Annotated in this window: 11 protein-coding genes and 1 tRNA gene; 10 read left to right on the top strand and 2 right to left on the bottom strand. The window is 46.3% G+C overall.

All coding sequences use genetic code 11. The annotated features are described in order from the left end of the window. Positions 1–81: 81 nt before the first annotated feature. From ABF87_RS08410 to ABF87_RS08400, 3 genes are all read left to right on the top strand, one after another. On the top strand, positions 82–2,055 hold the full coding sequence (locus ABF87_RS08410) for a monovalent cation:proton antiporter family protein (protein WP_160828683.1): 1,974 nt from the start codon (positions 82–84) through the stop codon (positions 2,053–2,055). A 182-nt stretch (positions 2,056–2,237) separates the two neighbouring features. Beyond that, entirely contained in the window at positions 2,238–3,338 is a 1,101-nt protein-coding gene (gene nirK, locus ABF87_RS08405; RefSeq protein WP_160828682.1) for a copper-containing nitrite reductase, read from the top strand. Positions 3,339–3,434: 96 nt separating this feature from the next. Further along, on the top strand, positions 3,435–3,962 hold the full coding sequence (locus ABF87_RS08400; protein WP_160828681.1) for an adenine phosphoribosyltransferase: 528 nt from the start codon (positions 3,435–3,437) through the stop codon (positions 3,960–3,962). Between the two features lie 29 nt (positions 3,963–3,991). Here ABF87_RS08400 and mpl read toward each other — a convergent pair whose 3' ends face one another. Beyond that, positions 3,992–5,377, bottom strand: coding sequence for a UDP-N-acetylmuramate:L-alanyl-gamma-D-glutamyl-meso-diaminopimelate ligase (mpl, locus tag ABF87_RS08395; RefSeq protein ID WP_160828680.1), 1,386 nt, complete (start codon positions 5,375–5,377; stop codon positions 3,992–3,994). A 196-nt stretch (positions 5,378–5,573) separates the two neighbouring features. On the opposite strand from mpl, the gene gluQRS reads away from it, so the two are divergent. From gluQRS to ABF87_RS08375, 4 genes are all read left to right on the top strand, one after another. After that, positions 5,574–6,443, top strand: coding sequence for a tRNA glutamyl-Q(34) synthetase GluQRS (gene gluQRS, locus ABF87_RS08390; protein WP_160828766.1), 870 nt, complete (start codon positions 5,574–5,576; stop codon positions 6,441–6,443). 130 nt (positions 6,444–6,573) lie between these two features. After that, positions 6,574–7,692 carry an FAD-dependent oxidoreductase gene (locus ABF87_RS08385; RefSeq protein ID WP_240143601.1) on the top strand — a complete coding sequence of 373 codons (1,119 nt, stop codon included), beginning with the start codon at positions 6,574–6,576 and terminating at the stop codon, positions 7,690–7,692. A gap of 25 nt (positions 7,693–7,717) precedes the next feature. Beyond that, complete coding sequence (locus ABF87_RS08380) at positions 7,718–8,197, top strand: polyketide cyclase (RefSeq protein WP_160828678.1); 480 nt, start codon at positions 7,718–7,720, stop codon at positions 8,195–8,197. A 54-nt stretch (positions 8,198–8,251) separates the two neighbouring features. Next, a complete protein-coding gene (locus tag ABF87_RS08375; RefSeq protein ID WP_160828677.1) occupies positions 8,252–8,704 on the top strand; it encodes a PAS domain-containing protein in 453 nt (150 codons plus the stop codon). A 1,346-nt stretch (positions 8,705–10,050) separates the two neighbouring features. Here ABF87_RS08375 and ABF87_RS08370 read toward each other — a convergent pair. After that, positions 10,051–10,135: transfer RNA gene (locus ABF87_RS08370), tRNA-Leu, on the bottom strand. Between the two features lie 64 nt (positions 10,136–10,199). Between ABF87_RS08370 and rnr the strand changes: the two genes are divergently transcribed. The 3 genes from rnr (at position 10,200) to argS (ending at position 15,325) form a co-directional block, all read left to right on the top strand. Beyond that, on the top strand, positions 10,200–12,518 hold the full coding sequence (gene rnr, locus ABF87_RS08365; protein ID WP_164503194.1) for a ribonuclease R: 2,319 nt from the start codon (positions 10,200–10,202) through the stop codon (positions 12,516–12,518). Positions 12,519–12,732: 214 nt separating this feature from the next. Next, entirely contained in the window at positions 12,733–13,479 is a 747-nt protein-coding gene (gene rlmB, locus ABF87_RS08360; RefSeq protein ID WP_160828675.1) for a 23S rRNA (guanosine(2251)-2'-O)-methyltransferase RlmB, read from the top strand. Positions 13,480–13,567: 88 nt separating this feature from the next. Beyond that, positions 13,568–15,325, top strand: coding sequence for an arginine--tRNA ligase (argS, locus tag ABF87_RS08355; RefSeq protein ID WP_160828674.1), 1,758 nt, complete (start codon positions 13,568–13,570; stop codon positions 15,323–15,325). Positions 15,326–15,347 lie beyond the last annotated feature (22 nt).

The following is a 15,347-nucleotide window of genomic DNA, read 5'->3' as shown; positions in this document are numbered from 1 at the left end:
TGCCGCATCGATTGTGATTCAAGCCATCCTCAAGTATCGTTGCGATTGAATTCATTGTGAGCAATTTTTTGTTGTTGATTCATGAGTAACCCATTACAACCTGTCTTAATTCTGTTGATGACCGCTGTGCTGGCGGTCGTTGTGTTTCGTCTGTTGCGATTGCCGCCCATGCTGGGGTACTTGCTGGCAGGCGTCGTCATTGGTCCTCACGCATTGGGCTGGATTGCAGACTCGGAGGATACGCGCCATCTGGCTGAATTCGGAGTGGTTTTCTTGATGTTCAGCATAGGACTGGAATTCAGCTTGCCCAAATTGGTTGCCATGAAACGCCTGGTATTTGGATTTGGTACTGCCCAGGTCGTCATCAGTATTCTGCTGGTGATGATCATTACATGGATGCTGGGCCTCGATTGGCGAGTTGGTTTTGTATTGGGCGGGGCTTTGGCCATGTCTTCCACCGCAATTGTGATAAAGATGCTGGCTGAACGCTTGGAATTAAACTCATTGCATGGACGGCAAGTCATTGGCGTATTGCTTTTTCAGGATTTAATGGTGATTCCTTTGTTGATTATCGTGCCAGCATTGGCGACTGAAATCGATAGCGATACCAGCGATTTTGTAGTGGCTGTCGTGAAGGTATGCATTGTACTTGCCATCATCTTGTTTTTTGGACAGAAACTCATGCGTCCATGGTTGCATGTCGTAGCTCATCAACGATCTTCGGAACTCTTTGTTCTGAATGTATTGTTGATCACTTTAGGTCTGGCGTGGTTGACTGAGATGGCTGGCCTGTCGTTGGCGTTGGGAGCATTTCTCGCCGGCATGTTGATTTCCGAGACTGAATATCGTTACCAAGTTGAAGACGATATCAAACCCTTCCGGGATGTGTTGCTGGGGTTATTTTTTGTGACCATCGGTATGTTATTGGACATGCGCGTCGTCATAGAAAATTTTCTTTGGGTATTCATGATATTGACCGGACTTGTGATAACAAAAATAATTGTAATTGCTGAATTGTCACGATTGTTCGGTACAGATTCCAGCACAGCAATTCGCACTGGAATGAATCTGGCGCAAGCGGGTGAATTTGGGTTTGTGCTGTTGGCACTGGCGAGTGGCATAGGATTGATAGAGCATTCAATTCTGCAACCCGTGCTTGCGGCCATGGTGTTATCGATGTTTGTAGCGCCTTTCATCATTGAATACAGCGAGCCATTGATTCAACGTTTTTACAGCTCGGACTGGATATACCGCGCCATGCAAATAACCTCGATTGCAGCACAAACGATGGCGACACAAAATCACGTCATCATTTGTGGCTATGGACGAAGTGGTCAAAACATTGCCCGTATTCTGGAACAAGAATCGATACCCTTCATAGCGCTCGATCTGGATCCCAAGCGCATCCAAGAAGCGGTCAGCGCCGGCGAATCCGTCGTGTATGGGGATGCTGCCCGACGCGAAGTGCTGGTTGCGGCAGGACTGATGCGCGCAAAAGTTTTGGTGGTAAGTTATGCCGATACCGTGTCAGCCATAAAAATTCTTCGGCATGTTCAGGATCTTCGTCCGGAACTGTCGGTGGTAGTGCGAGCGAATGATGACTCCGATATCGATATATTGAAAGAAGCAGGTGCAACCGAGGTCGTCGCAGAGATCCTGGAAGGCAGCTTGATGCTCGCATCTCATGCGCTGATGTTTGTCGATATATCGACCGGACGAATTTTACGGCGTATCCGAGAAATTCGAGAGCAACGTTATAATTTGCTGAGAGGTTTTTATCATGGAACGACGGATGCCATCGATGATAGCAGCAGCGAGAAAATCTTACCGCGTTTACTGACCATTACGTTGATTCCCGGAGCAGCTGCCGTCAATAAAACCTTGGGCGATATCAACTTAGCCAGTTTGGCTGTGGAAGTGACTGCAGTGAGAAGGCGGAATATTCGCGGATTATTGCCGACCGATGACACTACCTTAGTCACCGGCGACGTACTCGTACTCAAGGGAACACAAGAAAATTTAGCCGCCGCTGAGATCAAATTGATACAAGGTTAATAACCCTCCTATGATCATGATAATAGGCTATTAACAATAGACAGCTTGGGTCATAAAGTGTATATTCGCCGTTCCGCCCTTTGCTCTAAGAAAGGGTCGATGTTGAGGTAGTCTTGGTGATTACACAGCAGATTAGAATGGCGCAACAATAAGCGCAAAATTCATCTTTTATGGAGGGAGATATGATTAAAGCTGTTCAGGCAGTTGTTGGATTAGGATTGCTCTGTTTGGGCGCAACACAAGCTGTTGTTGCTGCAACTGACATTTCTAAATTACCTCGTGTGAAGCAGGAACTGGTGGCTCCACCAAATGTACCTGTACACGATCAAGTTTCTAAAGGACCAAAAATTGTTGAAGTCCGTATGGAAACTCAAGAAAAATTAATGGAAGTAGCTCCTGGTGCAAAAGTATGGGGCTTGACTTTCAACGGTAGTATTCCTGGCCCGCTCATCGTAGTTCATGAAGGTGACTATGTTGAATTGACCTTATCTAATCCAAAAAGCAGCACTTTAGCGCATAACGTGGACTTCCACGCTGCTACCGGCGCATTGGGTGGTGCAGGCTTAACATTGGTTCAACCTGGGGAAGATGTGGTATTGCGCTGGAAAGCTGTTAAACCGGGCGTTTTCGTTTATCACTGCGCACCTGGTGGAACGATGATTCCATTCCATGTGATTTCAGGCATGAATGGCGCAGTTATGGTATTACCTAAAGATGGTCTGAAAGATGCCAAAGGTAAACCTTATAAATACGACAAAGCATTTTACATCGGTGAACAAGATTTCTATCTGCCAAAAGATGCTAGCGGCAAATTCAAAACATACGGTTCACCAGCTGAAGGTATGGCCGACATGCTGGAAACGGCCAAAGGGCTTATTCCTTCACACGTAGTATTCAATGGTGCCGTTGGCGCGATTACCGGAGACAATGCTCTGAAAGCTAAAGTAGGCGAAAAAGTATTGTTCATTCATTCACAATCAAACCGCCCATCCTATCCGCACCTGATCGGTGGCCATGCTGATCTGTTCTGGGCAGAAGGCTCGTTCAACGATACTCCTCTGACCAACCAAGAAACCTGGTTTATTGCAGCAGGTGGTGCCGTTGCTGCAGCGTATGAATTCAAACAACCTGGTTTATACGTATACCTCAGTCATAACCTGATTGAAGCTGTATTACTGGGTGCGGCTCTTCATATGAATGTCGAAGGTAAATGGGACGACGATCTCATGACCCAAGTTAAAGCACCGAAAAGCTTTGACGCAAAAGCTGCAATGGATCACTAAGCGGTTGATAGTGTAACTATCGCAATTATTCAAAAAGCCTCAACCTGTTCAGGTTGAGGCTTTTTTTATTGATCAGAATAAAATGGTTTGTATTATATGTCGATTAAATCTCACATTCGCACGATTGCTCATTATCCTCATCCAGGGATTATGTTTCGTGACATCACCACATTATTAAAAGATCCTATCGGTTTAAGAACGACCATTCAGGAAATCTCCAAGCGTTACCAGAACGTTGACATCAACAAGGTTATCGGGATTGAATCACGTGGCTTTATCATTGGCGCTCCGGTTGCTTATCAGTTAGGTAAAGGTTTTGTACCTATTCGCAAACGAAATAAATTACCGGCTGAAACTGTGGGTAGAGATTATGAATTGGAATATGGCACTGATCGTATCGAGATTCATGTCGATGCCATTCAACCCGGTGATCAGGTACTGCTTGTGGATGATTTGATCGCGACTGGTGGAACGGCAGAAGCTGCCGTGATGCTGATACGGGAGATGGGCGGAGTGGTAGTGGAATGCTGTTTTGTCATTGATCTTCCAGACATAGGAGGCAGGGTGCGTCTGGAGAAATTGGGATGCACGGTATTTTCGTTATGTGAGTTTGAAGGCGGATGAATTTTAGGAAGCAATTGAATATCCAGTATTCATTGGCGATTCTGTAAAATTGACAACAGCTTTTCGTGTATCCCTTCGAAGCTACCGTTGCTCATGATGACAATATGACTACCCGCTTGGGAGGCTTTAGAGATATCTTGAATCAATATATCCAATTGATCATGACAGATTGCTTTAGTGCCGAGTTCCTGAAGCGCATCCTTTGCCCATTGAGCATCGCGGCTGAAGCAAAACACATCATCCGCCTCGGCCAGGCTATCAGCAAGATGATGCTGCCATACTCCCAATTTCATCGTATTTGAGCGAGGTTCGAGGACAGCAATAATGTTCTGTTTTCCGACATGAGCACGTAACCCCTGCAACGTTACCTCAATTGCGGTCGGATGATGAGCAAAATCATCATAAACAGTAATGCCGTCGATGACGCCGCGTTTTTCCATACGGCGCTTGACATTTTTGAATTGCATGAGTGCTTCAATGCCAACTTGGGCAGGCACCCCTGCATGCCGGGCAGCACTCAGCGCGGCCAGAGCATTCATGCGATTATGCTCGCCCATCAAATCCCATCGTAAGCAACCTTCGTGGTGATCTTTGAAGAAAATATCAATGTCATGATCGGCTCGCGCGACGGAATGCCATCCCTCGTTTGTTGCGAATTTTTCGATGGGCGTCCAGCAACCCTGCTGCAGTACGCGCTCTAAGTTGTTATCCATGGCATTCTGGATGACCAAGCCATTATTGGGAATCGTGCGGATCAGATGATGAAATTGACGCTCAATGGCTGAGAGATCAGGAAAGATATCCGCATGATCAAACTCGAGGTTATTTAAAATGACTGTTCTGGGATGATAGTAAACAAATTTTGAGCGCTTATCAAAAAAAGCCGTGTCATATTCATCCGCTTCAATCACAAAAAAGGGAGAAGTCTCATCGGTCTCCGAGTCTTGTTGTGCTGTTGGAACCCTACCAATTCGTGCAGAGACACCGAAATTTTCAGGAATGCCGCCAATTAAAAACCCCGGATATAATCCTGCATACTCTAGAATCCATGCCAGCATCGAGCTCGTCGTCGTCTTGCCGTGAGTACCGGCTACAGCAAGAACCCAGCGGTTCCTTAAGATATTCTCGGAAAGCCACTGAGGGCCCGAGATATAGGGCAGATTCTGATTGAGGATTTCCTCCATTAGCGGATTGCCTCGTGCAACGACATTACCGATGACGAATAGATCGGGTTGAAGTTTGACCTGCTCAGGCGAATAGCCGGAGATCAATTCAATTCCCTGGGACTCAAGTTGTATGCTCATGGGAGGATAAACGCCATGATCGCACCCTGTCACCCGGTGCCCGAATTCCCGCGCTAACACTGCGATACCGCCCATAAAGGTGCCACAAATTCCGAGGATGTGTATATGCATTATTGTCCCAAAAAGCCATCATTATTGGCTGCCGACAAAGTCAGCAGCGTATTCATTTAGAATTATAGTCGATTGAATCAGGCCATATGTAAGGTGATCACGGATTTTCGTTGATGGTGGTTGGTACCATAGGCTAATCTTGCCAACTATTGTAATTCAATTTTCAGGAAAATATAAATAGAGTCCAATGAAAACAATGAACTATCGCGGCCGATTTGCGCCCTCGCCAACTGGGCCGTTACATTTTGGATCATTGGTCGCTGCCGTAGGCAGTTATTTGGATGCCAAATCCAATCGAGGTGAATGGCTGGTCAGAATTGAGGATCTCGACCGGCAACGTGAGGTGCCTGGAGCGGCAACGGAGATTTTGAAAACGTTAGAGCGGCTGGGTATGGAGTGGGATGGGGAAATCGTTCATCAAAGTGACCGCACGCATCTTTATCAAGATGCGCTACATGTGCTGCAAAGTATGGAGTTGATCTATCCTTGCACGTGTTCAAGAAAAGAAATTTCTGATTCGAGCATTATGGGTTTGCAGGGACCCGTTTATCCCGGAACTTGCCGTGATACACGATATTTTCCCTCTGAAGCACATGCACTTCGCATTCGTACTCATGATGACGCCATTGAGTTCAAGGATGTGCTGGAAGGTTTGCATTCCCAACGTTTGCAACGCGAAGTCGGCGATTTCGTGCTGCGACGTTCGGATGGCCTATTTGCTTATCAATTGGCCGTGGTTGTCGATGATGCCCAGCAACACATTACGCATGTGGTGCGAGGCGCAGATTTACTTTCTTCGACGCCACGGCAAATCTATTTGCAACAATTGCTCGGATACCCCACGCCTCAGTACATGCATTTACCGATCGTGACGAATGAAAGAGGAGAAAAGCTCAGTAAACAAACCCATGCCGCTCCAATCGATGTCTCGGATGGATTGCAGCAATTAGTGGATGCAGTAAGGTTCTTAGGCCAAGCACCGCCAGCGGAGATTATCGAAGGAACCATTGCTTCTTTTTGGCAGTGGGCTTTTAAAAACTGGCAAAAGAATCGCATTCCGCATTAAGACGAGAGCTGAGAAATTTTTTCAGCAATTAAATTTCAGCGATAATCGTGAATAACCTGATATTCTCTCGTCATGCGATGAAGGAGACAAGGTGGCTTTTTTACCATTTTATATATCGAAGCAAAAAAGATTGGAAATAGTTATCGTCGGCGGAGGATATGCCGGCATCGCAGCAATGACGGCGCTTTTGAAGCATGCACCGGATAGCTGCATTACGTTGATCGACCCAAGAACACATCATGTAAAGATTACCCATTTGCATGAAACGTTCCGCTTCCCATTATCTGACCTGCTAGTATCCTTCGCCGACATCGAAAAACGCTACGGTTGTCGTCATATCGCTGCATCCGTACATTTCGATACCGAAAAGCTACAGTTGTGCCAGCAAACCAAGCAACTGATCATCAACGATGAAACCATACCTTTTGATTATTTATTGATTGCTTCGGGATGTGAAAACAGAATCTTGGATCACGCCGAAAATGTGTTAGGTTTGCAGGATTTTGTTGCTTCGGCAGGCTCCGAATTATTCAATCGCCTACTCGCGAGCAATTATCAGTCAGAACAATCGATTTCAGTTGTTGGAGGAGGCGCGACGGGGATACAGTTTTTATTTGAGATCAAGCAATTTCTCAGCCGTATAAAAAGCAAAGCTTCCTTGCGTTTAATCCATTCAGGCGAGCGGGTATTGGAGCAATTTCCTCGTGGATTCGATACTTATGTGCAATCCCGAATGCAGGAATTAGATATCGCGTTTTATCCTAATACTTATTATCGTGACCAGCATTCGAACAGTATTCTATTAACAGAGAAGCATACGCAGAAACACATTGAGTTATCGTCCAGTTTGTCCATTTTGTTTTTGGGAAAAGCGCAACGCGCTTCGCACATTGCTAATGCTTTTGGTCAGATCCTTATCGACCAAAAACCTCTGCCGAATATTTTTGTAGCAGGGGATTGTTCTGTCTATCAATCCGTGGGTTCTAATACCTTGACAGCCCAATCCGCTGTTCGTAAAGGCCAGCTCGTGGCGCGTAATATTCTGCGTCATTCAGGGTTGCCGGGATTACTTGAACCACACCTGCGCCCCGATCTGGGGTACGTGGTTAGTCTGGGATCGGCGGATGCAGTGGGTTGGATAGGAATTGAAAACAATCTGGTTACCGGTCTGCCAGCACTGACACTGAAGGAACTCATTGAAGCGCAATATGATTTGCTGTTAGCAGGAATTGATACCTATTGGGTTTAACAAAGTTTATGCAGGAGGCAAGAAGATGCTCGGTTTATTCAAAGATAGCCCCGTGGTTGGTAAGGCAAGTACCGTCATTCAAAGCCCCAATGACATGCTTTTTAATTTTATCGGCAACGATTTGTTGATTAACTATCCCAAGTGGTCTCCCGAAGTCAAGGAATTGGAGAAACTAACCGACGGCCCGGTAAAGATCGGAACTGTTTGTCGTCAAGTTCGAATTGATCAGGGTAATCGATCCGAATCGACTTTCAAGGTTAAAATTTTTGATGCGGGATCGCGTATTTGTTTTGAGGGTGTTTCAAATCCCTACCGATGCGATTATCTGATTGAACCTCTTAATTCTTCCGATAGCCGATTAACCTTTATTTTTGAATTACTCAGCCTTGATTTGCATGTGAGGCCGTTTGAGAAGCTGGTGCGGATTGCGATCCAGGAAGGAACTGATCGAACAGTCAAAAATATCAAGAAAATCATTGAAACCGAACGTGTTGACATCGCTTAACAATCGTCTGATGCACATTTATTAAGCAACAAGTTCTTAACCTGGAGAAAAATCATGGATTTTATCGTTGAGAAAGACCCTGGATTGATTCCACAAGTATTGTCCAAGATTCTTGATTCATGTGTGAATGGCGTGTCCCTGGCTGATCCTGATCAAGAAGATATGCCTTTGGTATATGTCAATAAAGCGTTTGAAACTATCACGGGCTATACATTGGCGGAAATAATCGGCAAAAATTGTCGCTTTTTACAAGGCCAGGAACATGACCAAGTGGGACTGAGCCAATTACGCGATGCAATCAAAAATAGGCAACCCGTGGAAGTAACATTGCGTAATTACCGAAAAAATGGCGAACTATTTTACAACCATTTGAAAATGTCACCGCTGTTTGATTCTCATGGAGATCTGCTGTATTTTTTGGGCGTGCAATTTGATGTGACACCTCAAATTCTTGCGGCGAAAGAAATCAAATTCCTCAAGGAGCAATTGGCAAAATTGCAAAAATAAACTCTGATTATCTTAGTTATACTGAATCTTGGCAGCTATTGGCCGAAGCAGAGTTTATTACGTACTTTCTCGCATTTCATACATGGGAAGATTCTAAAAGCGAGATTCATGCGGCTCGCGAAGATCATTGCCATGGTATTGAGGAATGACTACAACTGAAAAGCCGCGCGTCTGAGTCAAATAAAATACCCAATCTCGAGAAAAATTGCAGTTCGATAGATCTGGAGAGTTTATTCCTAAAGATCATCTATTAAGGAAGGCCGATAAGCTACTGGATTTGGAGTTTTTGTATGACTGACAGAATAGGAGCAGGAGGTCCATATGTCCGCGGCAAGCGTCCAACCCTGCCGAGCTGTACCAGCTGTATATGGGGCGTAATAATGCAGATAGACCTGCGGAATAAGGGCTAGCAGCTTAAGGATCCTCATGACGAGCAAATAAATCAAAATCATAGGGAAATAGAAAATTTTCTGATTTTGCAAAGGTCTCAGCTTATCTGTCCAAAGAATGGAGGAAATGTTTTTTTAAAAAATTTCTATATTTTCCCTGTTTATCACAAAATCTTCATAATTGGGTTGATATACTTTTTTCGTCTGCTTAATTCCCTTTGACAAAGGTAGACTTCTCGGTTATTTGAATTGCCTCCACTGGATAACCGGGTGTATTTCATGTTTATGATTCCTTCAGCGCGTTTCTCATCAGAGCAACGCGCTTTTTTTACCTGACTCCAAATTGCCCCTCAGGTATTTCGTTAGGAATAATACTAAAGCGAGTTTCTATTGGACTATATCCCGTCAGCGCCAGTTGGACAAAATGATGTGATTGCGTAAGAGAGTATTTTTGGTTCATCGTAACTCTAAAAAGGAACGATGATGACAGAGAAGAACCATCAAAACCGTAGTGCCGAGAAGATCGTATGCGATATATGCCGAGCAACCCGGCGCCAATACTCAGCAGAAGATGCTCTAACATTGATATACTAGTTAGAAAGCAGCGCTGCTATTTAGTATAATTCATAACATTCTGAAATTTATATTTTAATCTCTACCGGGTTCAATTCCTCGCTCCTTGGGGCGTAAACTGGTTGAAAACCAGCAGCTTGAAGAGCGAATTTAAATACCTCACCGCTTGCGGCGGGGTGCTTTATTTTGATGAAATGTGGTTTATTTTCCTATCCGTGGTTCTGCAGTAATTAAGATATGTTAACTTAGTGATAACAATAGCTAATCACATCAAAATTATGCTTCTTCTGGAAAGGGTGCGGTGTTTTGGGAGAAGTTGACTCATCCCGGGATTAAGTGCTTGAGTAATATTTCGAAGTTAAGTTACAGTTTGTTGTATGCTCATGGTGCCCAGAAGAGGACTCGAACCTCCACACCCGAAGGCACATGGACCTGAACCATGCGCGTCTACCAATTCCGCCATCTGGGCGATGTAGCAGCCTGAACAGACTGCTGAAGAACGCGTAATTCTATAGGAAACCGATGTTTTGTCAATGAAGAAGAATCAAAAGCTGAGAAATTTAGATCCGTTTCTTAAGCGCGAGAAAGAGCGCTACAAACATGCTTTGCCAAGTCGTGAATTTATTTTGCAATTATTACAGCAAGAGGGAATTCCGATTGCAGAGCATAGCCTGCATAAAATGCTGAGTATTACCAAGAACGAACACGATCTGTTCAATCGACGATTGGCGGCTATGATTCGGGAAGGGCAGATTTTTCGCAACCGCAAAGGCGACATTTGCGTGATGGAAAAGCTGGATTTGATCAAAGGCATCGTTCAAGGCCATCCCGATGGGTTTGGGTTTTTGATTCCGGATGATGGCAGCGATGATTTGTATTTGAGCGCCAAAGAAATGCAGAAAGCCTTGCACGGTGATAAGGTACTGGTGCGCGAGATTGGATTGGATCGTCGCGGTCGCAAGGAAGCAACTATCGTGGAGGTGCTGGAATCCGCCAATACCCGATTGGTGGGTCGGTTGCATATCGATCATGGCATTTTGCTGGTGGTTGCCGAGAATAAACGCATCAGCCAGGATATTTTGATTGCGCGCGAACATTCCCTCAAAGCGAAAGCCGGGCAGATAGTCATGGTGGAGATCATCCAGCAGCCGACCAAGTATGCGCAGCCCATCGGCAAGATCATCGAGATTTTGGGAGACTACACAGCGCCTGGCATGGAAATCGAAATCGCATTGAGGAAGCATGATCTTCCGCATGTATTTTCACCGGAGATCCAAAAAATAGCCGCTAAATTTCCCAAGAATGTTTTAAAAAGAGAATTGAAAGGCCGCGAGGATGTATGTCATTTGCCGCTGGTGACCATCGATGGCGAAACTGCTCGTGATTTTGACGATGCCGTATATTGCCAGCAGGAGGATAAGGGATTTCGTTTATACGTGGCGATTGCGGATGTCAGCCATTACATCAAACCGCATGATCCTATTGATCAAGAAGCGTTGAACCGTGGTAATTCCGTGTATTTCCCGCGTCGGGTGATACCGATGTTGCCGGAAGCATTATCCAATGAGCTGTGCTCCTTGAATCCGGAGCAAAAGCGGCTTTGCATGATATGCGAGATCGAGTTTCAGAAAAACGGTGAGATCGTCGAATACGCATTCTATCCTGCGGTGATGTGCTCGCATGCGCGTTTGACTTATACCGAAGTTGCTGCAATGCTGGCCAAACCAAAAGGACCTGAAGCCAAACGATATTCAGCATTATTGCCGCACGTGCTGATCCTCAATAAACTGTTCAAGTCATTGCTGAAAACGCGCAAAAAAAGAGGTGCCATCGATTTTGAAACGATTGAAACCCAGATGTTTTTCAATGAACAGGGCAAGATTGATCGGATTGAACCGGTGCAGCGTAATGATGCGCATCGCTTGATCGAAGAATGCATGCTGGCGGCCAACGTATGCGCGGCTGATTTCTTGCAGAAGCACGGTCAAATGACGCTTTATCGCATTCACGAAGACCCCTCTCCTGAGAAAATCATTGCATTACGGAATTTTCTGAAGGAATTCGGTATTCAACTGGGCGGCAAAGAAAAACCCAGCGCCAAGGATTATGCTCAGACCCTGCTGAAGATTTATGGCAGACCCGATGCGCAATTATTGCAGACCGTCATGCTCAGATCGTTGCAACAGGCCATCTACAGTCCGGTTATCACCGGCCATTTCGGTTTGGCGTACGAATCCTATACGCATTTTACTTCACCCATACGTCGTTACCCTGATCTGCTGGTGCACCGCGCCATTAAGGCGGTGCTCAACGGCGGAAGTTATCAACCGGGCGATTGGCAGGAACTCGGTAAGCATTGTTCCATGACGGAACGGCGTGCCGATGAAGCGACACGTGAAGTCGAATCGTGGTTAAAGTGCTTCTATATGCAGGATAAAATCGGTGAGAGTTTTGATGGCGTCATCAGCGCAGTGACCGGGTTTGGGTTGTTTGTGGCATTGGACAATGTGTATGTGGAGGGTTTAGTGCATATTTCCGAATTGCCGAGCGATTATTTTCATTTTGACGCCACCAAACATTGCTTGCTCGGTGAACGCAGTGGCATGCAGTATCGCCTGGGGGATCGATTACGCGTCAAATTGGTACGTGTCGATTTGGAAACCAGCAAAATCGATTTCGTATTGGCTGAACCTTCCCTAAAAGGAGTCCGTTCTGTCCGAGCAGAGAGATTATCCCATCGTCAGAATCGCGCTCAGCAAAATGATGCTCTGAAAACGGTAGCAAGCAAACGCAGCAAGCGATCATCAGACAAAACGAAGGCGGATAAAAATCAGTCAACATCCCCTAAATAAGCTGCCTTGTGCTTGATTTCTACGCGGTACGGGTCGAGCACAGTAATTCTATCTGAGCTTTCTTAGCAGCCAATTTGTTTTACAATAACGGATTTAAGAAAAATGGCGTGACAAATAACGTCGAGAACGTCCGAGATTATTTTTTCTATGTGATTATGCCTGTATCCGCTATGGTACTTATTGCCGAGCAAGAATTTGCAGTGTTTGAAGAAGAATGGCCTCGAGCACACGCCTGATCTTCGGCTTTCATGCCGTGACGAGCCGGTTGCGGCAGAATCCTGACAGTATTCAGGAAATCTTTATTGATGCTGCGCGGGCAGATCAACGTGCGCGGGGACTGATGAATTTAGCGGAAAACCGGAAAATTCGCCTGACATCCTGTGAAGGTTCGACATTGACCAGTATGACCGGGACCGATCGCCATCAGGGCGTGGTCGCTAATATCGATATTTCGCGTACTCATATCGACATCGACGATGTGCTCGATACCTTGACGGAACCGGCTCGTTTGCTGGTGCTGGACGGCATTCAGGATCCTCATAACCTGGGTGCGTGCTTGCGTGTGGCCGATGCCTTTGGCGTGCATGCGGTGATTGCGCCCAAAGACCGGGCGGTTGGGTTGACGTCAACGGTCTACAAGGTTTCCAGTGGAGCGGCGGATACCGTTCCTTATATCGCCGTCACAAATCTGGCCCGTACCTTGCGGCAATTGAAAGAGCGGGGAATCTGGGTTATTGGCACTGCTGGGAATGCAGATAATGATCTGACCCATTTCCAGATCAATATGCCAGTCGCCTGGGTGTTCGGTTCGGAAGAAAAGGGCATACGGCGGCTGACGCGGGAAGTATGTGACCAGTTGGTGCGTATTCCGATGGCGGGTAGTGTCGAGAGCTTGAATATATCGGTGACCGTCGGGATATGCCTGTTTGAAATGCATCGTCAGCATGAGCGGACGCGGTAGTTTTTCAGCGTTTTCCTGACTTCAGAACTATCGCCAGCGGAATCGTTACCAGCGCGCAGTTATGAAAATCTTATCATTATTTTAAATTATGGACTTATCGATCCCTCCCCACTTTAAAACGCATTTTGCGGAGCTTTTCCATCAGGCAGCCAGCGCAATCACCGCAGTGGAGCCAACGCTGCGCGTTGAACTTGCGCGTACCAAGCAGGCCAGTCATGGAGATTACTCGTGTAATTTGGCGATGCAATTGACCAAATCGTTGCACAACAATCCACGCGAAATCGCGCAATCATTGATTGCTCATCTGCCTGATTCGCCGTATATCGAAAAGATTGAAGTGGCCGGCGCAGGGTTTATCAATGTATTTCTCAAGAATACTGCCAAGCAGCAGTATTTGAAGTATGTGCTGCAAAGCAGAGAAATGTTTGGTCATAGTACACTCGGAAATGGAAAAAAAGTTCAGGTGGAGTTCGTCTCAGCCAATCCAACCGGTCCCTTGCATGTGGGGCATGGACGTGGAGCGGCGATCGGCGCTAGTCTGTCCAATATACTGTCGGCCGCAGGATACGCCGTTTCGCGGGAATTTTACGTCAATGATGCCGGTCGGCAGATGGATATCCTGACGCTTTCCACATGGCTGCGCTATCTCGAGCTCGATAACATCCAGATTCCTTTCCCGTCCAATGCTTATCAAGGGGATTATGTCAAAGCCATGGCCGAACTAATTTATCAGGCGCATGGACAGCGTTATGTGCATCAACCAGAATCCTTGCTGCAGGATATGCCCATTGCCGCACAGGGCGCAGAGATGGATACCGATGAGCGCCTGGATCAATTGATTGCCAACGCCAAAAAAATCCTCGGAGAGGATTATGCCTATATCCATAATTTCGTGTTGACGGAACAATTGGGGGATTGCCGCAATGATCTGATGGAGTTCGGCGTGGAATTCGATACCTGGTTCTCGGAGCAATCATTATTCGACAATGGATTGGTGGCGCATACGATCGAGTTGCTGGATAAAAGGCATTTTCTCTATCAGCAGGATGGCGCAACCTGGTTTCGCTCGACCCGGTTCGGCGATGAAAAGGATCGCGTCGTGCAACGGGAAAATGGTCAGTTTACCTATTTTGCTTCCGACATTGCGTATCACCTGAACAAATTCGAGCGCGGTTTTGACCAGGTCATCAATATTTGGGGCGCAGACCATCATGGCTACATTCCGCGCGTAAAAGGCGCGTTGCAGGCGCTGGGAGTGGATCCGGCCAAACTGGAGATTGCTCTGGTACAGTTTGCGGTGCTGTACCGGAATGGTAAAAAAGCGTCGATGTCGACGCGCGCGGGTGAGTTTGTGACTTTGCGCGAATTGCGCCAGGAAGTCGGCAAGGATGCGGCCCGCTTTTTTTACGTGATGCGCAAAAGCGATCAGCATCTGGATTTTGATCTGGATCTGGCCACGTCTCAGACGAACGAGAATCCCGTGTACTACGTTCAATATGCGCATGCCCGCGTGTGCAGCGTGCTGGCACAATGGGACGGCGATCGAGCCGATCTAGCTGAGGTGGATGCCGCAGCGCTGATCAATCCAGCAGAATTGGGATTACTGCAAAAAATCATCGATTATCCGGATGTGACTGAAATTGCCGCGAAAGAATTATCGCCTCATTTGATCGCTTTTTATCTCAGAGAACTGGCCAGTGAATTTCATAGTTATTATAATTCTACACGCTTTCTGGTGCCTGAGATTTCAGTGCAACATGCTCGGTTGGCGCTCATTGCCTCGATACAGCAGATATTGAGCAACGGACTGAGGTTATTGGGCGTGAGTGCGCCTGATAAAATGTAACCCAATTAGTGCATAAGGACAT

It is taken from the genome of Nitrosomonas sp. JL21, from assembly GCF_009833095.1.
Classification (GTDB): domain Bacteria; phylum Pseudomonadota; class Gammaproteobacteria; order Burkholderiales; family Nitrosomonadaceae; genus Nitrosomonas.
This window is presented reverse-complemented; position numbering and strand designations above follow the sequence as displayed.